This window comes from Saccharothrix sp. CB00851 (assembly GCF_001905065.1).
Lineage (GTDB): Bacteria > Actinomycetota > Actinomycetes > Mycobacteriales > Pseudonocardiaceae > Actinosynnema.
The window spans coordinates 30,308-51,028 of the sequence record NZ_LWLC01000014.1 but is presented as its reverse complement, the minus strand read 5'-3'; the positions used below and the strand labels follow the sequence as shown (position 1 = coordinate 51,028).

Annotated in this window: 12 protein-coding genes and 1 pseudogene; 11 read left to right on the top strand and 2 right to left on the bottom strand. The window is 73.4% G+C overall.

Annotated elements, in window-relative coordinates:
• Positions 1-10: 10 nt before the first annotated feature.
• Positions 11-8,764, bottom strand: a complete 8,754-nt coding sequence (locus A6A25_RS16175; RefSeq protein ID WP_073890661.1) for a non-ribosomal peptide synthetase — start codon at positions 8,762-8,764, stop codon at positions 11-13.
• A 218-nt stretch (positions 8,765-8,982) separates the two neighbouring features.
• On the opposite strand from A6A25_RS16175, the gene A6A25_RS44725 reads away from it, so the two are divergent.
• The 4 genes from A6A25_RS44725 to A6A25_RS16155 all read left to right on the top strand — a co-directional run bounded on the left by A6A25_RS44725 (position 8,983) and on the right by A6A25_RS16155 (position 15,280).
• The gene (locus A6A25_RS44725; RefSeq protein ID WP_198932725.1) at positions 8,983-9,159 is read left to right on the top strand and encodes a hypothetical protein; all 177 of its coding nucleotides are present in this window, start codon (positions 8,983-8,985) and stop codon (positions 9,157-9,159) included.
• 90 nt (positions 9,160-9,249) lie between these two features.
• Positions 9,250-13,581 (top strand): eCIS core domain-containing protein, encoded by a 4,332-nt coding sequence (locus tag A6A25_RS16165; RefSeq protein WP_073890655.1) that lies wholly within the window; start codon positions 9,250-9,252, stop codon positions 13,579-13,581.
• Entirely contained in the window at positions 13,572-14,570 is a 999-nt protein-coding gene (locus A6A25_RS16160; RefSeq protein ID WP_073890652.1) for a hypothetical protein, read from the top strand. The genes A6A25_RS16165 and A6A25_RS16160 overlap by 10 nt, the downstream gene beginning before the upstream one ends.
• Positions 14,567-15,280 (top strand): prolipoprotein diacylglyceryl transferase family protein, encoded by a 714-nt coding sequence (locus tag A6A25_RS16155; protein WP_073890649.1) that lies wholly within the window; start codon positions 14,567-14,569, stop codon positions 15,278-15,280. The genes A6A25_RS16160 and A6A25_RS16155 overlap by 4 nt, the downstream gene beginning before the upstream one ends.
• Before the next feature lie 140 nt (positions 15,281-15,420).
• Here the strand turns inward: A6A25_RS16155 and A6A25_RS16150 are convergent.
• A pseudogene (locus A6A25_RS16150) lies at positions 15,421-15,537 on the bottom strand (transposase); the annotation flags it as partial.
• Positions 15,538-15,633: 96 nt separating this feature from the next.
• On the opposite strand from A6A25_RS16150, the gene A6A25_RS44040 reads away from it, so the two are divergent.
• The 7 genes from A6A25_RS44040 to A6A25_RS46320 all read left to right on the top strand — a co-directional run bounded on the left by A6A25_RS44040 (position 15,634) and on the right by A6A25_RS46320 (position 20,600).
• Positions 15,634-15,777, top strand: coding sequence for a hypothetical protein (locus A6A25_RS44040; RefSeq protein ID WP_158073744.1), 144 nt, complete (start codon positions 15,634-15,636; stop codon positions 15,775-15,777).
• A 101-nt stretch (positions 15,778-15,878) separates the two neighbouring features.
• Complete coding sequence (locus A6A25_RS46825; protein WP_143193208.1) at positions 15,879-15,926, top strand: SEC-C metal-binding domain-containing protein; 48 nt, start codon at positions 15,879-15,881, stop codon at positions 15,924-15,926.
• Positions 15,913-17,301, top strand: coding sequence for a cytochrome P450 (locus A6A25_RS16145; RefSeq protein WP_073890646.1), 1,389 nt, complete (start codon positions 15,913-15,915; stop codon positions 17,299-17,301). Before A6A25_RS46825 ends, A6A25_RS16145 begins: the two co-directional genes overlap by 14 nt.
• A gap of 112 nt (positions 17,302-17,413) precedes the next feature.
• Positions 17,414-18,340 (top strand): terpene synthase family protein, encoded by a 927-nt coding sequence (locus A6A25_RS16140; RefSeq protein WP_083668385.1) that lies wholly within the window; start codon positions 17,414-17,416, stop codon positions 18,338-18,340.
• Positions 18,337-19,371, top strand: a complete 1,035-nt coding sequence (locus A6A25_RS16135) for a polyprenyl synthetase family protein (protein ID WP_073890643.1) — start codon at positions 18,337-18,339, stop codon at positions 19,369-19,371. The genes A6A25_RS16140 and A6A25_RS16135 overlap by 4 nt, the downstream gene beginning before the upstream one ends.
• 297 nt (positions 19,372-19,668) lie before the next feature.
• Positions 19,669-20,472, top strand: a complete 804-nt coding sequence (locus A6A25_RS16130) for a carboxypeptidase-like regulatory domain-containing protein (RefSeq protein WP_073890640.1) — start codon at positions 19,669-19,671, stop codon at positions 20,470-20,472.
• Positions 20,469-20,600 carry a hypothetical protein gene (locus tag A6A25_RS46320; protein ID WP_274534316.1) on the top strand — a complete coding sequence of 44 codons (132 nt, stop codon included), beginning with the start codon at positions 20,469-20,471 and terminating at the stop codon, positions 20,598-20,600. The genes A6A25_RS16130 and A6A25_RS46320 overlap by 4 nt, the downstream gene beginning before the upstream one ends.
• Positions 20,601-20,721 lie beyond the last annotated feature (121 nt).

Genomic DNA, 20,721 nt, shown 5'->3' with positions numbered 1-20,721 from the left:
AGTCGGGTGTTCAGCCCGCCACCGCGCGGGACAGTGCCGCGGACAGCGCGACGGCCAGTGAGGAGACGCACGGTTCGCGCAGGAGGTCGTGGTGGTCGCCCGGCAGGAGTTCGGTCACCAGCCGGCCGCTCGTCCGCTCCGCCCACCCCGCCGGGTCAACCGGTGGTGTCGGGAGGGTCGGGTGCGTGCGGGCCGCCTTGAACAGGTGGATGTCGGCGGTGATGCCGCTGGTGGGGTGGTACCGCTCGGCGGCGTGGTCGTTGGCGGTGAACACCCGGACCATGCGCCGGACCGCGGGCAGGCCGCCGTAGGCCGTCACCCGGTCGGCGGCCACGGCGTGCCTGGCGAGCACGGCGAGCGCCTCGTCCTCCGCCAACCCGGACACCTCGACGCCCGCGATGAACGCGTACCGGCCGATGTCGTCCTCGGCCAGGTACCGGCCGTCCAGCGGGTCCCGGCCGAAGACCCGTGCGTCGATCACGCCCAGGAATCCCACGGTGTCGCCCTCGGCCTCCAGCAGGCGCGCGACCTCGAACGCCGCGTTGCCCCCGAACGACCACCCGGCCAGCAGGTACGGACCGGTGGGTGAGACCTCGCGGATCAGGTCGAGGTAGTGGCGGGCCATGTCCTCGACCGCGGTCAGCGGCGGGGTGTCGTCGGCGAGGCCGACCGCCTCGATCCCGTGCACGGGCAACCCCGGGTCGAGCAGGTGCGCCAGGTCGAAGTAGCAGCAGATGTCACCGGACTGGGGGTGCAGCAGGAACAACGGCGGCCGGCCCGGGTCGCCGGCGCGCATCCGCACCGCGCCGCCGACGGTGGGACGGGTGTCGTCGCGGATCGCCGCGCACAGTCGCCGGACGGTCGGCTCGGTGAACACCAGCGACAGCGGCACCGGGCGGCCCACGGCGCGTTCCAACCGGTCGGCCACCCCGACGGCCTGGAGCGAGTGCCCGCCCAGCGCGAAGAAGTCGTCGTCCACGCCGACCCGGTCGACGCCGAGCACTTCCTCCCACACCCTCGTCGCGGTCAACTCCAGCGCGTCGCGCGGCCGCACGAAGCCGGTGCCCACGGGCGGGTCGGGGTCCAAGGCGGCGTAGTTCACCTTCCCGGTCGTGGTCACCGGGAACTCCGGCACGGCGAGCACCACGTCCGGCACGGCCGCGGCGGGCAGGACGCGGCGCAGGTGGTCGCGCAGCCCGTCGCCGGTGAGCGTCGAACCCGGCCGCGGCAGGTAGTACCCGACCAGGCCGGACCCGTCCGCGCGCGGCACGACCGCGGCCCTGCGCACGTCGGCGCGCGCGGCCATGGCGGCCTCGGTCTCGGCCGGCTCCACTCGCACGCCGCGCACCTTGACCTGCCGGTCGACCCGGCCCAGGAACCGCAGGTTGCCACCGACCACGCGGCCGAGGTCGCCCGTGCGGTACATCCGGGAGCCCGGCGGGCCGAACGGGTCGGCGAGCAGCCGTTCAGCGGTCGCGGCGGGCGCGCCGAGGTAGCACCGGGCCAGACCCGGTCCGGCCAGGTAGACCTCGCCGGGCACCCCGGGTGGCACCGGCCGCAGCACCTCGTCGAGCACGTAACACCGCATGTTCGGGATCGGCACGCCGACCGACGGCTCGCCACCGTCCCGCTCGACCCGCGCGTACGTGCTGGTCATCGTGCACTCGGACGGGCCGTATTGGTTGACGACCTCGGCGTCGGGCGCGAGCACGCGGACCGCGTCCACCAGCTTCCCGGTCAACGCCTCGCCGCTGACCAGCACGACGCGCAGGCGCGGCAGCCCGACACCCTGCCGCGCACCCTCCCTCGCGAGCGCTTCCAGCAGGGTCGGCACGACCGCGAGGATCGCGGTCACACCCCGGTCGACCGCCTCGCGCACCAGGTCGGCCACCCGGCGCGGCCCCGGTGGCGGGAACGCGACGGCCGCGCCCGCGCCCAGCGGGCCGAGGATTTCGCGCAGCGACGCATCGAAACCCGGCGCCGCCAACTGGAGCACCACGTCACCGGGTGCGACCCCGCTCACCTCGCGGACGTAGTCCAGGTAGTTCACCGCGCCGCGGTGCGTCATCGCCAGGGTTTTGGGCCGCCCGGTCGAACCGGAGGTGTGCACGACGTAGGCCAGTCCGTCCGGAGGCGCGGTTCGGACGGGCGCGGTGTCGGCGGTCGGCACGGCGTCGACCACGACCACGGCCGCGTCCGCCACCGGCAGCGCGCCGAGCCGGTCGGTGCTGGTGAGCACGACCGGTGGGCGCGTCGAGGCCAGTGCGGCGGCGTGGCGCTCGGCGGGGTGGTCGACGTCCAGCGGCAGGTACACCCCACCTGCGGTGAGCACGCCGAGCAACGCGACCACGAGGTCGGGGCCGCGGTCCAGGTACACCGCGACCGGAACCTCGGGGCCGACGCCGTGGTCCTCGCGCAGGTGCCGGGCCAGCCCGTTCACGCGGGCCCGCAACCGCGCGTAGGTGATCCGCTCGGCACCCGCGAGCAGCGCGACCGCCTCGGGCGTGCGGCGGGCCTGGGCGTGGAACGCCTCCTCCAGCGTCTCGTCGCGCGGACGCGGGTCGGTCGTGCCGAGCAGCGACGGTGCCTCGCCGGGCGCGGTGACGGACACGTCGCCGATCAGCGTGGTCGGGTCGGCAACGACTTGGCGCAGCACGTGCTCATAGCGCCGGGCGAGCAGTGCGACGGTCTCCGGCTCGAACAGGTCGGCGTGGTAGGAGAAGTCGACGTCCGCGCCGTCGGCGAGCAGGGTGGCGGTGACCGACAGGTCGAACTTGGCCGGGACCGGCGGCGTCGGGAGCGGCGTGACGTCGAGCCCGGCCAACCTGAGCGCGCCGGGCCGCTCCACGGTGAACGCGACCCGGGCCAGCGGGTCGACGTGCACGTCGCGGTCGGGCCGCAGGTGCTCCACCACCCGCTCGTACGGCACGGACCGGTGGGCGTGCGCGTCCAGCAGGTGGTCGTGGACCTCGCGGAGGTGGTCGGTGAACGCCCGGTCCACGGTGGGCGCGCTGCGCAGCACCACGGTGTCGACGAAGAAGCCGATCACCGGCTCCAGGTCCACGTGCGGCCGGTCGCCGACGAACGTCGCGGTGGCGACGTCGGCCGTGCGCCCGCACCGGCCGAGCAGCACGTGGAAGGCCGCGAGGAGCACGGTGAACGGGGTGGTGTCGAGGGCGCGTGCGCGCCGTTCCAGGTCCGTGACCAGCGACGCGGGCAGGTGGTGGCGGTGCGTGGTGCCGCGGTGGGAGGGAACTTCCGGCCGCGGGCGGTCGGTCGGGAGCCGCACGGGGGTGAGGTCGCCCAGGCGTCGCGCCCAGTAGGCCAGGTCGTCGTTCCCGGTCGGGCGGGACCGTTGCCAGGCGGCGAAGTCCGCGTACTGGACGGGCAACGGCGCGGCCGGGTTCGCGGCGCCGTAGCGGTGGGCGAGTTCCGCGGTGAGCACGTCGAGGGACCAGGCGTCCGCGGCGATGTGGTGCAGCACGAGCACGAGGTGGTGGGTGGTGTCGGAGACACGGATCAGGGATGCCCGCACGGGGTGCTCGACGGCCAGGTCGAACGGCGTGCCGGCGAGGTCGCGCAGCACGCGGTCGGCGGCGGCGGCCGGGTCCGGCAGGTGCCGCAGGTCCGCGCGAACCAGGGCGGGACCGCTCGGGTCGATCACCTGGACCGGCTCGTCGGCGTGCGGCACGTGGCGGGTGCGCAGCACCTCGTGCCGAGCGACGAGGTCGGCGAAGGCGGTGGCGAGCGCGTCGGCGTCCAGCGGGCCGTCGAGCCGGTGCGCCAGCGGCAGGTGGTGGTCGACCCGGTCCGGGCGCAACCGGTGCAGGAACCACAGCCGCAGCTGTCCGGGCGACAGCGGTAGCGGACGTTCCCGTGACACCGCGGGGATGACCACGTGGCCGGCGCCGGACCGGGCCGCGGCGGCGACCCTGGCGACGGTGGGCGTGGCGAGCAGGTCGCGCAGCTCCACGTGCAGGCCGTGGCGCTGCCCCAGCCGGGCCTGCACGCGCACCGCGAGCAGTGAATCGCCGCCCAGCGCCAGGAAATCGTCGTCCCGCGCCACCTCGTCGACGCCGAGCACTTCGGCGAAGACCGCGGCCACCTGCTCCTCGTGCGGTCCGCGTGGTGCCTCGCCGGGCGCCCGCGGCGGGCGCGTCAACGCCCTGCGGTCGAGCTTTCCGTTGGGCGTCAACGGCAACGCGTCCAACACCACCACCGTGCCGGGCACCATGTGCTCGGGCAGGTGCCGCCGCAGGTGCGCCCGCAACTCCTCGGCGGTCGGCAGCCGTCCGGGTGCGGGTGCGGCGTAGGCGACCAGGCGCGGACCCGACGGGCCGGTCTCGACGACCACGGCGCACGCGCTCACCGACGGGTGCCCGCCGAGCACGACCTCCACCTCGTCCGGCTCGACGCGGTGGCCGCGCACCTTGACCTGGCGGTCGGTCCGGCCGACGAACTCCAGCACGCCGTCGGCACGGCGGCGGACCAGGTCACCGGTCCGGTAGAGGCGACCACCCCCACCGGACGGGTCGGCGACGAACCGCCGGGAGGTCAGCCCCGGCCGGCCCAGATAACCGCGGGCGACGCCGTCACCACCCAGGCACAGCTCGCCGACCGCGCCGGGCGGAACCGGCCGCATCGCGGCGTCCAGGACGTGCGCCGCGGTGCCGTCGAGCGGTACACCGATCGGCGGTGTGCGCTCATCGTCTGCCACGTCGGCGGCGGTGGACCAGATGGTCGTCTCGGTCGGGCCGTACAAGTTGACCAACGTCCCGGTGCGGTCCCGGATGGCCCGCGCGAGGCGGGCGTCCAGGGCCTCGCCGCCGGACAACGCGGTCAGCCGCCGACCGGGCCACCCGCTGTCGACCAGCAGCCGCCACCCGCTCGGCGTGGCCTGGAGGACCGTCACGGCGTGCCGGTCGACCATCCGGTGCAGGCGCGCGGGATCGCGGGCGTCGGCACGGGTCGCGACCACCACGCGGGCGCCGACCGTGAGCGGGACGAGCAGTTCCAGCACAGCGATGTCGAAGGAGACGGTGGTGGCCGCCAGGACCCGGTCGCGCGGGCCGAGGTCGAGCCTGCGGCGGATCGCGCCGGTGAAGTAGTCCAGCGCGCGGTGGGTGATCAGCACGCCTTTCGGGCGGCCGGTGGAACCGGACGTGTGGATCACGTACGCCAGGTGGTCCGGGTGGGGCCGGTGGTCCGGCAGGGCCGCGGCGCGACCGAGGTCGAGCCGGTCGACGAGGACGATCTCCGGCCGCGTCCGCGGCAGGCGGGCGAGCAGCGCCGAATGGGTGATGATCCTGCTCGGCCGCGCGTCGTCGATGATGAGGCCCAGCCGTGCGGCCGGGGTGTCCACGTCGAGCGGCAGGTAGGCCGCGCCGCTGGTCAGGACGCCGAGCAGGGCCGCGACGACGGTGGCGTCCCGGTCGAGGAACACCGCGACGAGCGTGTCCGGTGCGACGTCGCCGAGTCCCGCGGCCACCGCGGTCGCCGCCCGGGACAACCGGCTGTAGGTCCACTCCCCGCGCGGGTCGACCACCGCGACGTCGTCCGGGTGCGCCGCCGCGTGGGCGTGGACCTGCTCGTGCAGGTGTCCGCCGGTCGGCGGGGCGGGTGCCGTGGGGCGGGCGGTACGCGGCGCGGTGGATGTCGTGGCGTCGGCGGGATTCGGGACGACGGGTGTCGGCGGCTCGGTCGTGCGCGGCTCGGTGATCGCGGAGTCGAGGGGTACCTCCGGGTCGGTGGCGACCGCCCGCAGCAGCTCGACGTAACGCCGGGCCATGCCGTCGACCGTCGCGCGGTCCAGCACGCCCGTGTCGTAGGTGAAGCAGACCCGGGTGCGATCGCCCGCCCTGGTGACGGTGGCGGACAGGTCGAACCGGGCGCTCGTGTCAGGCAACTCCAGCCGCGACGACTCCAGCCCCGGCAGCCGCCACGGGTCCGGCGTCACGCGGTCGAGTGCGAACGCGGCTCGGACCGGCACGCCCACGCCGCCACCCCGGCGGAACTCCTTGACGATCCGCTCGTAGGGCACGTCGGCGTGGTCGAGAGCGCCGGCGAGCTCAGCGCCGACGAGGCCGAGCACGTCGGCGAACGTGCGCGCGCCGGACAGGTCCGTCCGCACCAGGACCGTGCCGAGGAAGAAGCCGACCACCTCGTCCAGGTCGGCGTGCGCGCGTTGGGCGACGAAGATGCCGGTGGCGACGTCCGGCGTGGCCGTGTAGCGCCCGAGCAGGACCTGGTAGGCGGCGAGCAGGGCGGTGTAGAGCGTCGTGCCGCGCGCGGCGGCGAGGTCCCGGAGGCGGGTGACCAGGTCGGCGGGCAGCGCCTCGGTGACTGCGGCACCGATCCCGCCGGGCGTGCCGGTCGACAGCGGCAGCGGCGCCAGGTCCGCGGTCCGGTCGCGCCAGTAGCCGACCTGGGGTTCGACCGGCTTGGCGCGTTGCCACGCCGCGAAATCCCGGTACCGCAACGACAGCGGCGGGAGCGCGGGTGCCCGACCGTCCCGCAACGCCCCGTACGCGGCACCCAGGTCCCGCCAGAAGACGTCGGAGGACCGGTCGTCGAACGCGACGTGGTGGACGGTCACGCACAGCACGTGGTCGTCCGCGCCGAGGTGGACCAGGTCGACCGCGAGCACCGGCCCGGTGTCCAGCCGGATGGCCTCCGCCGAGGCGGCGGCGAGGCGGAGGGCGGCCTCCATCCGGCCCGGTGCGGGCAGCCCGGACACGTCACCGACGGTCAGCGGGACCGGTGCCCGGAGCAGGACGGTCGGCCGACCGTCCGGTCCGGCGAACACCGTGCGCAGGACGTCATGGCGGGACACGACGTGGTCGAGCGCGCGGCGCAACGCCTGCTCGTCGACCGGTCCGCGCAGCCGCAACCCTTCCCGGCAGTGGTAGGTGTCGCGTCGGGCGAGGACCCGGTCGAGCACGAGCATCCGCTCCTGGCCCGGGGACGGCGTCAGGTCGTCCTGCCGGTGCGGTTGTGGACCATCCCGGCGGGGCAACCGGTCGATCGCGGCCGCCGCCGACCTGATCGTCCGGTTGGCGAAGAACAAGCCGACCCGCGCGTCGACGCCCACCGCGCCGGACACCCGCACCGCGAGGGTCGCGGCGGCGAGCGAGTCCCCACCCGCGGCGAAGAAGTCGCGGTCGACGTCGACAGCGGACGACCCGACGACCTCGGACCACAGGTCGGCCAGCAGCACCTCGGTGGCGGTCCCCGGCGGCGTGCCGACCACGTCGTCGGCCGGCCGCGGCAACGACCTGCGGTCCACCTTGCCGCTGGACGTCAGGGGCAACGCGGCCAGGAACACGTACGCCGAGGGCAGCTGGGCGGCCGGGAGTTCGTCCGCCAGCACTCGGCGCAGGTCAGCCTCGACGCCGGCATGGTCAGGGTCCCGCGGCACGACGTGGGCGACGAGCCTGCGTGTGCCGCCGTGCTCCGGAGCGGTGACCACGACGTCCCGAACGGCGGGGTGGCGGCGCAGGGCCCGTTCGGTCACGGCGGGCTCCACCCGGATGCCCCGGATCTTCACCTGGTCGTCGGCCCGGCCGAGGAACACGATCGCGCCGTCCGCGCGGCGGACGCCGAGGTCGCCCGTGCGGTAGATCCGCCCGCCCGCACCGAAGGGGTCGGGCACGAACGACGCCGCCGTCCGCCGCGGGTCGTGCAGGTAGCCGCGAGCGAGCCCGACGCCGCCCAGGTAAATCTCGCCCGGCACGCCGATCGGCACCGGCCGCAGCCGCTCGTCCAGCAGGTGCACGTCGTTGCCGTCGATCGGGTGGCCGATGGGCACGGCGTCCGCGGCGCCGTCCACCTCCGGCACGCACGTCCAGATCGTGGAGTCGATCGACACCTCGGTCAGGCCCCACTGGTTGTGCAACTCGCGTCCGGGCAGCGCGGTGGCGAACGCCGCGACCAGGTCTGGGGACAGTGCCTCGCCGCTGGACACCACGCAGCGCAGCGCCACCAAGCCCGGCAGGTCCGCGGGCGTGAGCGAGGCGAGGAACAGCCGCAGCACGCTCGGCACGAACTGGAGGACGGCGACCCGGTGTCGCTGCGCGGCCTCGACGATGGCCCGGGGGTCGCGGTGCGCGCCCGGTGCCAACAACGCCACCCGCCCGCCACAGGTCAAGGGCCACAACACCTCCACGGCCGAGTCGTCGAACGTGATGGTGGTCTTCTGCAGCACGGTCTCACCGGGGCGCAGCCGGTGCTTCCGCTGCATCCACGCCATCCGGTTGGCCCAGCCGCGATGGGTGTTGGCGACGCCCTTCGGCGCGCCGGTCGAGCCGGACGTGTAGTACACCGACACCAGGTTGTCCATCGAGACGTCAGCAGGTGCACCGCCATCGTGCTGCGGCAGGTCGTCCGGCCACACCGCGGACACCCCGGGTGGCAGCCGACGCGCGAGCGCGCGATCACTCAGGCAGACGTCGATCCGTGCCCCGGCGCACAAGGCGCTCAGGTGCGCGGCCGGTGCGTCGGTGTCCATGGGCACGTAGGCGCCGCCGGCGCTCAGGATGCCGAGAATGCCCACCACGAGCTCCGGCCCCCGGTCCACGAGCAACCCGACCGGTGTGTCGGGCCGCACGTCGTACCGCTGCCGGAGGACGCCTGCCAGGCGGGTGGCCGCGGCGGACAGCTCGCGGTAGGTCATCTGCCCGTCGTCGGACGCCAGCGCCACCGCGTCCGGGGTCCGTGTCGCCTGGTCGTGCACCAGGAGGTGCAGCAGTCGATGGTTGTCGTCCACGCGCGACCTCCGCGGAACCTTCAGCGGGTGGCGGGTCTTCCCTCGCGGGTCACGCCAGTCCGTCACAACACCATACCGACAGCCAGGACGGCGAGCACTCGACACCGTCACCACCCGAGATGATCCGCCGCGACCGCACCACCGTCGACCGCCACGGCCTGTCGCGCCGCTTGCACAGCGGCGCAATCCCTGTGGAGCGACTGGGTTTCGAGCCCGCCATGAAGCCGGCCGACCTGCCGCCGCTGGACCGGGAACTGACCGTGGTCACGCACTCGGTGAACATCGCGCTGCTGCCGGCCAACCGCCCAACCCTCGACACGATCATCACCTGCACGGGCGCCGACGCGGGCGTGCCCGAGGAACCGGCGGCGGGGCCGGCACTCGTCCTGGTCTGACGGCCGCTGCCCAGACGGGCGGCGAAGCCGGTCCGCACGGACGTTCGGAGGGATCTTCGACACCCGCCGACAGGTGTCGAAGATGACCCCGTGCACCAGGCACAGCGCGCCGAGGAGCCCGATCGCAGGCGGCCGGACCGGCGGCCCGGGGCCGCGGACCAGCGTGTGCACTCGCTGATCGGCCTCCAGCGCAGTGCCGGCAACCGGGCGGTCGGCGAGTTCCTCCGGGGCGGCCCTCCCCCGCTGCTGGTCGACGCCGGGGTGAGCCCGGAGCCGGCGCAGCTGGCCGTCGCCGAGTTCCTGGACGCGCTGGAGCGGCAGGTCAAGGCCGCCACGGACGAGATCCTCGGTGCCGCCGACCACCAGGCCCGCGCCTGCCCGTACATCGACTTCTGGCTGGCGCACTACCGGCAGCGGACCGCCGACCAGGTCGAACGGGCGTTGCGGTTGTACCTGGAGGGCCCGGACGTCACCACGGCCCGGGACTACCTGCCGCAGGTGGTCGACCGGGTGCGCCTGGGCGTGAGCCGGTGGAAGTCGACCGGCGAGGTGGTCGACGTACCGCCGGGCGTCCCCGTCGACCTGCCCGCGGGCACGCCGACCGCGCCGACCGCGCAGCGGGACGTCGGGCCGGGCCGGCCGGTGGACGCGCGGTTGGGCGCCGCGCTCGGGTTCGACGTCTCCCGGGCGGTGCTGCACGACGGGCCGGCCGCGGCCCGCTCGGCGGCCGACCTCGGCGCACCCGCCTACACCGTCGGCCGGCACGTCGTCCTGGGCGGCGCCCACCGGCCGGGCACGCTCGAAGGCGACGCCGTTCTGGTCCACGAACTGGCCCACACGGCACAGCAGGACGACATCGCACCGCACGAGCCGGCCCACCTCCACGACATCGCACCGCACGAGCCGGCCAGGCGGGCCGACACCGCCCAGCGCGAGCCCGACGGCCCGGTGGACGCAGCCGTCGAGGCGGACGCCGACCGGTCGGCGCTGGGGGCCGTGCTCCGCCTGTACGGCCGGACCAAGGACGCCCTCGCGGTGGTCGGCGAGCGGACCGGTCCGGCGCTGCGGTCGGGCCTGCGGGTGCGGCGGTGCGGTGCCGACCACCGGGCCGAGTCACCCCGGCGGGTCACCGGCGACGAGGCCGCCCGGTTCGTCGCGGGCCAGGCGGAGGTCACCACCAGCCCGTCGGTGGACCGGCCAGTGGTCGGCACGACCGTCACGTTCGGGTTGTCGGCCAACACCATGCCGCCGCTGCGCCCGCGCCGCTGGTACGTCTACCCGCCCGGCGTCGACTCGACCCGGCCCCGCTACCCGGACGGCGCCGCCCGGGTCCTGCCGGTGACGTTCACCCAGGCCGGGACGTGGACCGTCGACACCGAGGTCTACCTGCCCGCGGACAACGTGGTCGCCGTGCTGCCGACCATACTGGAGGTGGCCGAACCCGCCGCCGTCCTGGACGACGCCTTCGCCGGCGCGCGGAGCGCCGACTACACGCGGATCCGGGCCGGGATGGCGTTGCACGAGCTGGACCTGGCCCAACACGCCCAGCAGGACCAGTCGGCCGGCGGCGGCCCGCATATCTCGACCACCACCGCGAACCCCCTGGTGTCCCGACGCCGACTGCCGGACGTCGATGTCGCCACCTACACCCTCACCCCGAACCCCGCCGCCCGCGCCTTCCACTGGTACGCCACCGCGGAGGGGTATGACTGGGACACCGCCCCCGGGAACGCGCGGGACGGCAACCAGCGGATCACCGTGCGCGGCCAGGACGCCTACGACCTCGGCACGAACCCGAACTCGGCCAGGTTCGCCCTGTACGAGGCCGCGGTCTGGACGATCAACTGCGACCAGCTCGACGGACAGGGCGCGCTGCTGGGCGCGGTCCGCTACCGGCACTCGGTCCAGACCGCGGAACAGGCCGAGCGCCTCGCCCGATGGCGGCGGTTCCAGGCCCGGGCGGACCGGGAGATGCGGGGCATCCAGGCGGGCCGCGCGCAAGGCGTGCGCGCGGTGCACCTGTCCACCGGCAGCGCCCGCACCACCGAACTGGCCCTCTTCGTCGGCCCCGACGCCGCCGACCCCCGCCGCACCAAGCTGGTCGACATCACGCCCGGCGCGCCCCGCAGCGACTACGGCGGCGACTCGGTCGCGGCGGCCGTCGCCGACTTCGAGAGCGGGAACTCCTACCCGGAGGGCTCGATCCGGCTGGAGGCGCCCGGCGTGCCGGCCCGGACCCTGCGCACGACCGGCTCATCGGACCTGGCGGCGGCGTCGGGCGGGTTCGGCTGGGCGTCGCTGGGCCTGGCCGGCGCGGGCGTCCTGCTCGCCGCCACCGGGGTCGGGCTGGCCGCCGTGCCGTACCTGTTCCTGGCCGCCGCGGCCGCCGGTGCCGTGTCCAGCGGGCTCAGCCTCGCCGACCGGTTGCGCCAAGCCGAGCCGGATGCCACCGGGGTCGCACTGGACGTGGTCGGCATCGCGTCGAGCCTGATCGGCGCGGCGCAGGTCATCCACGCGCTGCGCGCGGGCGGCGAGGTCGTCTCGCTGGCCACCCGGACCGGCCGGTTCCTGCGCTACACCGGGTTCGCCACCGACACCGTGCAGGGCGTGCTGCTCACCGTCGAGTCGGTCGGCCAGATCGACCAGGTGCTCGGCTCGAACCTGCCGCAGGACCAGAAGATCAACGCGATCGTGCGCATCCTCGGCATGCTCACCCTCAACGGCGGGATGCTCGCCTACGGCGCGCGCCGGATGCGTGACGCGAGCACCCGGCTGGAGGCGGCGCTGGGGCGGGGTCGGATCCGGGGCCTGAACTCCGACGCGGTGCACCACCTCAACGCGCTGGACGACGCGTCGCTGGCTCGCCTGCGCACGGCCACCCCGGACCAGCTCGACGCGGTCGCCCGCCTGGTGGCGGAGGACCCGTCCCGCGCCGCCGTGCTCAGCCGCCGCCACGGCGGGGCTTTCACCGACACCGCGCTGGAACGCCCCGGCCGGACGTTGTCCGAGGTCTCGGCCGTGCTGGAGGCCCGGGTGGCGCTCAGCACCGGCGGCACGCGCTCGGCAGGCGTCTACACCCCGCTCTCGCGCGACCGGTGGGGGCCGCAGAGCCTGCCGCCCATGATCGACACGGTGTTCGTCGCCCAGGGCACGCACCGCGTCCGCGCCCTGGGCGCCACGCTGCACCCGGCACCGCCCGGGAGCACGCACCCCTACGTCCTGGTGGTGCCGGCGGCGCCCGGGCAACCGGAGGTCCGCGTGCTCGTGCGGTTCACGGCGGTGAGCGGGCCTTCCTCGACGGCGCCACACGGCGCGGCGCAAGGACCGGCGGAGTTCGTGCTCGCCCGCACCGACACCGGGTGGTCCGCGGAGATCAGCGTGGACAAGCGGTTGCGGGACAACGACTTCGCGTTCCCCGTGGGGCACGAGCTGGACGAGATCGCGTTCACCGTCCGGGATTCCCGGATCAGCCCGGGGTGGCGGTCGGCGCACGCCCAGCCGGCCCTCTACCGGCCCGGGCCGGGCAACGCCGTGGTGCCCACCCCGCACGACCGCGCGGCGGCCCGGGAACTGATCGCGCTGTGGGCCTTCGCGCACCCGCCCCGGCCGGGGACGCTGCCACCGTCCGGCGAGGGGTCGCTGCGCAGCCGGCTGGAGCGGGTCGACCGGCTGATGGAGGCCATGGGGTTCGGCGAGAACACCAACCTGGAGGAGAAGCTCTACCACCTCCGGGCCGCCCGCGCGCCCGACGACCTGGTGCGCACGGCCCGCGTCCGGGCGGAGTTGCAGACCCACCTGCGCAACCCGGACCTGGCCGCGCTGCGCGGCGCCGGTCAGCCGTTGGCCGGCGGGGTGACCGCGTTCGACGCGGACAACGTGGAACACATGCTCCTGCCGGAGAACCCGTTCAGCGCGGCCGATTTCCTGGCCTCCGGCGTTCGGGGCGGCCACCACGACCCGTTGCTGCGAGGATTCCTCCAGGGACACCCCAGCCTCCACCTCGTGCAGGAGAGCCAGGTGGTGGTGGCCGGGTGCACCTACCGCAAGTACTACCAGTACCGCTGGAAGGGGAACGGGCCGATGCCGTCAACGGGTGATCCACGGCTGCCCCGACCGGGCGGCGTGTACGACCCGGCGCTGTGGGACCGGGCGGTCAAGGACGGGGCGCCGCTGCCCAAGACCACCTTCTCGGACACGGCGGTGTTCATGAGTGAAGCCGAAGCCGGGTTCGCCTGGTGGCGACGGACCTACCGCGCCTTGGCCGAGGGCAACACCAACCGGTTCGGCTTCGACGGCAAGCCGCCCGCGATCTCGCCCTCGGGCGTGCACGTCGGCGGGTTCTTCACCTTCACCGCCGGCACCGGGACGGCGCCGGCGACCTGGCGCTTCCGCACCGTTTTCGTGGACGGCTCATGGCTCTGACCTTCGGCGGCCTCACCCTCCGGGTCCAGCGGACACCGGCCGGCCCGCGCTACCTCACCGACGACCCGCGCACCGAGCCGATCGCCTGGCTGGTCAACAGCTTCGTCACCGGCGACATGCCCGGGCTGCCCGCCGACGTCGCCGCCGGCCGCAAGGTCAGCGGCCCGATGCTGCGGGCCGAGCCCGCCGACGCCGAGCACGTGGACCGGCTCGGCGGCGTGTGGCTCGACCTCACCGGGACCGAGCTGGGCACGGACAACTACCTGGTGTCGATGGACTTCACCGGTGACCAGCTCGTCGTGCCCCGGCAGGTGCTCGTGGACGCCGTCCGCGCGCTGGACGACGCCGCCCGGACGGGTGACTACGAGGCGGACTGGCCGCCGGAGGACGTGCCCGCGGACGCCCCGGCCACCACCGACTGGTGGCTCACCCCAGAGGACGACGACACCCCGACAGCGCTCGCGGTCGTCGAGTCGCTGGCCGCCGTCGACTCACTGGCCGCCTCGATCGACGCGTTGGAACGGACCGGCGCGCCCGCCGACGCCGTGGACGCCTCGGCGAAACGCCGACTGCTGCTCACCGACCTCGACCGGCTCGGTCTGCTCGCCGAACGCGGGTTCGCCGCACGCCGCCGCCTGCTGGGCACGTGGGGCCTGGACACCCTGCTCGACTACAACAGCGCCGGCTACCACCTCGCCCGGTACGCCACCTCCGCCGCACGCGAGCACGCCGGTCTCGCGCCCGTGGCCGGTGCGCCGGGGTGCGCGGTCTCCGTCGACTGGTTCCGGCTCGGCGACCAGCCGCCCCCGCCGGGCTTCACCGAACACAGCTGGACCGCCCACTGCGAGGCCCTGCTGGCGCACCACCCGAGCCCGGAGGACGGGGGGTCCGGCGAACTGCACGTCCGGTTCGGCGCGGGCCGGCTGCTGCTGCGCTGGCGCACCGACGACGGCGTGCGGCCCGTGCTCGTGGCTGCCGCGGTGACATGACCGTCACCGCGCCGGCACCGGTCATCACCGTGGTGGGGCGGCGGGTCCACCTGTTCCCGGCGCTCGGGCTGACCGGGTACGTGGCCGGCGTGGGCCTGGGCGTCGGGCTGGCCCACCACCTCGAGCTCAGCACCGGGGTCGTGCTCCTGCTCGCGGTGATCGCGGCCGGAACGTTCGCGGCCGTCACGATCGTCACCAGGATCGTGCTCGGCCGCGACGTCCTCGTGTACTACCACCAGGAACTGGCCGTCCTGGGGACGTGCTGGTCGGCCCTCCACCTCACCGGCCACGCCCCGGCCCCGTACCTGGACGTCGTGACCACCGGCATCGGCACCGTGCTCGCCGTCGGCCGCGTCGGCTGCTACGCCGCCGGGTGCTGTCACGGCCGCCCGGCGAGGTTCGGCGTGCGCTACACCGGTGACCACGTCGAGGACGGCTTCCCGGCACGCCTGCTGGACGTCCCCCTGATCCCGGTCCAGCTCCTGGAAGCCCTCGTCGCGGCCGCGTTGGTCGCCACCGGCATCTGGCTCACGACCACCGACGCCCCGGCCGGCACCACCCTGCTCGTCTACCACGCCGGCTACGCCGTCGCCCGCTTCCTGCTCGAACCCCTCCGCGACCACGCCGGCCACCGCCGCCCGGCCGGCCTGACGCACACCCAGTGGACCGCACTGGCCGTGCTCACCACATGCGTGATCGCCATCCGCTGAACACGCTTCTGCGAACCGGGTCACCTTTCGCCCGTGCTCACCGTCAGAGGGGTGAAGACCACCACGTGACGAGCGCAGCCTGAGGAGCTTCAATGACCGTGTCAAGCCGCGCTGAAGGCACGAGAAGCAGTGCAGGCACGCTTGATCGCCGACAGGGCGGCCTTGAAGAAGACCCGTCGCAGGCCGCGGTGGTAGCGCTTGGGACGGTGCAGGTTGCCACGGACACGGCCGGAGTCGCGGGGCGCGGGCGCGGGGCCGAAGCCGTCAACGCCGACCCACAGCCTGCGCACCGCCACGCGGCAACGTCCTTCCCGTTCTCGCAGTTCAACCCCGACAAGTTCACGGAGACGTCGATGAGCGTCCGGATCCCCCGGGTCAACACCGGCGTCGAGCATCCCGAAAGCACCCGCGTGCGGACCGAGATCTCCGAATGGGAACTTCCGGGTTCCGCCGCGGGTCGACCGCCGGCACTGTCGAACATCAGCCATTCGGCCTAGCTGTCTGCTATTTATGGGTCAACTGCGGATTGGTTGATGAAATATCGGTTAAGCGCATTTCCATCTCGTGTGTACTAGGCTAGTGTCACGAATGATCGTCCTTGCAATCGTGCTTCTGCGGATCGGGGATGAAGTATGGCGTTACGTGACCTGACACCCGGCCGGGTCGCCTACCAGGCGGCAGGGAGGGTGCCTACGGTCCCGCCGTGGAACCCGGCCAATCTGACGGCTTTCCGAAGGCGGCCGTTGGAATTCCTGGCCGAGTGTGCGAGCAGGCACGGCGACCTGTTCCGGTTCCATGTGCTCGGCGTGCCCATGATCATGGTGAACAACCCGGCCAACATCGAGCACGTACTGGTGCACAACGCCGACAACTACGGCCGGGATGCGCCACTGTTCCGGGTCACGAAGCCGGTTCTGGGAAATGGCCTCATCGGCAGCCCGGGTGGCGAACCCTATCGCAGGCAGCGCAAGCTGATGCAACCGCACTTCCGGCCGAGTGTCGTACTCAAATTCACCGGCAACATGACGGACGAGATCGACGTCCTGATCGACGCCTGGCTGCCGCAGGCCGATGGCAATCAGGTTGTCAACGTCACCGACGACGTCGGACAAGTGGCGCTGCGAATCGTCAACCGATCGCTGTTCACCGCCGCGGTCGGGCATGCTGCCCAGCAGTTCGAGCGGAACTTCGCCGCGCTCAACGAGATCCTCGCCGGATTCTTCTCGATGCCGTTCCCGCCGCTCAACACGCCCGGCAGGCGCAGGCGTCGGATGCGAGAGGCGATCGGCAGGATGCACGGGTTCGTCTCGTCGTTCATCGAACGCAGGCTCGCCGGCGAGGAGGTGGCCGATGACCTGCTCTCGATGCTCATGTCGGCGACCCACGACGACACGAACGAGTACATGGACGTCGACCAGCTCCGCGACGAGGTGCTCAACCTGGTCATCGGTGCGTTCGAGACCACCACCAACGCCGCTTCCTGGGCGCTGTACCTGCTGGCCACCCACCCCGAGGCGCAGGAACGGCTCTTGGGGGAGGTGCAGGCCCACCTCGGCGACCGGATCCCCACCTACGCCGACCTCGGTCAGCTGTCCTACACCCGCTCCGTCGTCGAGGAGACGTTGCGGCTGTACTCCCCGGCGTACCAGACGATGCGCCAGTGCGTCGCCGATGACGTCATCGCGGGCAAGCGCATCCCGGCCGGCGCCAACATCTACCTCAACAGCTACCTCCTGCACCGGCACCCGGACTTCTGGACCGACCCGGAGTCGTTCGACCCCGACCGGTTCTCGCCGCAGCGGTCGACGGGCAGGCCGAAGCACGCGTTCATCCCGTTCGGCAGCGGACCGCGCATCTGCATCGGCAAGCACTTCGCCATGGCGGAGCTGCAACTGATCGTGGCGATGATCGTCCGGAGGTTCCGGGTCGGGGTGCCCGCCGGGCAACCGCCGGTCGAGCCTCAACCGCTGGTCACCCTGCACCCCAAGGACGGCGTGCGCTTGACCCTGCAGTCCCGCTGACCGCTTGTTCCCTGCTTGGAGCGCAACCGTGACCACACCCGACCCCCGGGCGGCCTTGGCCTGCCCGTTTCCGGCGAAACTGCACCCAGCCGCCCACGCCGCACGCTCGCACGTGGACGAATGGGTCGTCTCGACGGGCATCGTGCGCAAGCCCGCCTCCATGGCCCGATTCGCCAACGCCGACTTCGCCGGTTTCGCCGCCGCGACCTACCCGGACACCGACGTGGCCGGCGTGTTGCTGATGGCGGACTGGTTCGCGTGGCTCTTCCTCGTGGACGACGAACTCGACGACGGGATCACCGGAACCCGTCCGGACCACATCGGCGCCGTGCTCGCCGACATCGCCACCACCCTGCGCGCCCCCGACGACATCACCGCGATCCCGGTCGGGAACACGGGCGCGGTGCGAGCGCTCGGCGACCTGTGGGCCAGGACGGCGCCGCGGGCCACTTCCGGCTGGCGGCGCCGCTTCGGCGCCCACGTCGGCGAGTGCTTCACCGCAGCCGCTTGGGAAGCGGGTAATCGGGTGCACGAGGTGGTGCCCGACGAGGCCGTGTACGTCGAGCGGCGCAGGCACACCGGCGCGATCTACGTCTGCATGGACCTCATCGAGCCGATGCGCGACACCGAACTCGCCGACGACGTGCTCGCCCACCCCGTCTTCCAGGACGCGCTGGACGCCGCGTGCGACGTGGTGTGCTGGACCAACGACGTGTTCTCACTGGAGAAGGAGCGCAGGCTCGGCGAGTGGCACAACCTGGTCGCCGTGGTCGGGCACGCCCGCGGACTGTCGGACCAGGACGCGCTCCCGGTGGCCTGCGACATGATCGGCGCTCGCACGGCCGAGTACGTCGAGCACGAGGCCGCACTGCTCGCGGAGTTCGACACCGAGCCCGTCCGCCGCTACGTCGAGGGCATGCGCACGTGGATCCGGGGCAACCTCGACTGGTCGCGGGCGACGCACCGCTACCGCGAAGGCGCCTCGGACGAGCACGCCGGCCGTTACCTCGAGCCGAGCCTGATGGGAGGGTCGTCGTGACCGTCACCGATCAACTCGACGCGAGGGCGTGGACCACGCTCGACGACATCAACGCCCTCGTGGAGCCCGAACTGCGGGCCGCGGTCGACCGGCTGCCCGCGGCGATGCGGCTGGTCGCGGGCTACCAGTTCGGTTGGTGGGACGCAGGCGGCACGCCGAGCCAGGGCGTCGGGGGGAAAGGGCTGCGGCCCGCATTGACAGTGCTGTCCGCGGCTGCCGTCGGAGTGCCTGCGCAGGTGAGCGTCGGGGCCGCGGTGGCGGTGGAGTTGGTGCACAACTTCACCCTGCTGCACGACGACATCATGGACGGTGACGAACTGCGCAGACATCGGCCCAGCGGGTGGGCGGCCTTCGGCCCGCCCGCCGCCCTGCTCGCGGGTGACGTGCTGCTGGTGCTGGCCACCGACGTGCTCGCCGAGCGCAGCGGCCCTCACGCGGTGACCGCCGTGCGTACCCTCAACGCCGCCCTGTTCGCCCTGGTGGACGGGCAGAGCGCCGACGTGGCATTCGAAAGCGCTCCCGACGTCTCCCTCGACGCGTGCCTGGCGATGGCGGCGGGCAAGACGGCGGCGCTGATGGAGTGCGCCTGCGTGCTGGGTGCGCACGTGGCGGGCGTTCGCACGGACCGGACCGACCACCTCGGCCGGTTCGGGCACCACCTCGGCCTCGCCTTCCAGCTCACCGACGACCTGATCGGCATCTGGGGTGACACCACGACCACCGGCAAGAGCGTCGGCGCCGACCTGCGCGTCCGCAAGAAGTCCCTGCCGGTCGTCGCCGCGCTGCGCTCCCCGCACCCGGCCGCACGCCGGCTGCGGGACTTCTACGTCACCGACACCCCGCTCACCGACGCGGACACCGCGACCATGGCCACCCTCGTCGACGAACTCGGGGGCAAATCCTGGGCCGAGAAAGCCGCGAGCCACCATCTGACCGAGGCTCTGGCCCACCTCGACGCCGCGAACCCCGAGGCAGGCGCGGCGGCCGACCTGATCGCGCTGGCCGGTCTGGTGGACAAGCGCACGCGGTAGTCGGTGAACACGGGCTGACACCACACCCGTCGAGGTCGGCCCACCCGCTCGGCCGCCTGCGCGCGACCGGCTGCCTGATGGCCAACCGGGTGGTCCTGCACCACCGCGCCTCGAACTCGCCGGTCCCGGAGACCGCGGCAGTACCGACTGTTTCTTGTAGCTCCGTGCGATTCGGCACGCGGCGGCGATGAGCAGGCCAGGATCCCGGGTCCGACGATGCCGGTGAAGCCTCCTCCGCTGGGCCACCAGGCGGCCTGACGCTTTTGCGGGAGAACTCGCGTCGGGAGGTGCGCCATCGTGGTGGTCGGTGGCGGCCTGAAATGCACTGCCGGGTGTCGGGTCGAGCCGAACCTCAAACCTGGCCAGAGCCAGGACTTCCAGGCCACCGTCGTCGCGCCCGAGGTGAGTGCGGGCGAGACCCTCGGTGTCAACATCTCGGTCGCCGTGCGGCTCGGCGGGCAGAACAGCGCCGACTACAGGATGGTCTACATTCACGGCGCGGGCGCGACGCAACCCGATGCGGACAAGCCGCCGTCTGATGTGGACAAGCCGTCGCCCGGGGTGGACGGGGTGTCCGGCTGGGTCCGCGACCCCAGCGGCAAGGCGATCGGCGGCGTGGCCCTGACCGTCCAGGACAGCGCCGGGCACGAGTACCGCACGACCAGCGACGACAGCGGCCGGTTCTCGATCAAGTCGGGCGCGGGCAAGCCGATCGCCGAGGGCCGGATCACGGTCGACGCGGCCCTGGACGGCTATCGCGCCACCCGCACGACCGTACGGGGCTCCGCGGGTGCCACCGCGACCGTGGAGCTGACCTTGGCCGCCGTGGCCGCGCCGTCCGAGACGCTGCCGTCGCCCACTGCAACGACGGCAGCGGACGAAACCCCCGAGTCGGAGATCAGCGCAGCCGCGGCGCCACCCCCCGCCCTGGAAGCCGGTAGCGACGAGGGCAGCGGTTCGCTGCCCTTCATCCTGGGCAGCCTGCTGGTCGCCGCCGGCCTCGGCGCGGTGGCCCTGATCGTGCATCGCCGCCGGAACACGCCGGTCGGGCCGGCTGCGCTCGCGGCGACTCAGCTGGCGGCGCCCCCGGAGCGGGCATGAGCGACGCACCGACCGTGGTGCTGTACACGAGACCGACGGCCGACAGATTCCCCGGCCCGTACAACGGGCCCACTCAGGGCGGCAACCAGCGGCGCAGCGACGACCCGTACGGCGGGCCGGACCTCTGATACTTCAGCCGAACCCGCTGGATCCCGATCGTCATCGCCCCGGTGTGGAAGGGCCGCTGTTCAGGCCGCCTGTTGCCGCTGCCGGTAGGTGCTGCTCTCGGTGCGGTTACCGCAGGCGACG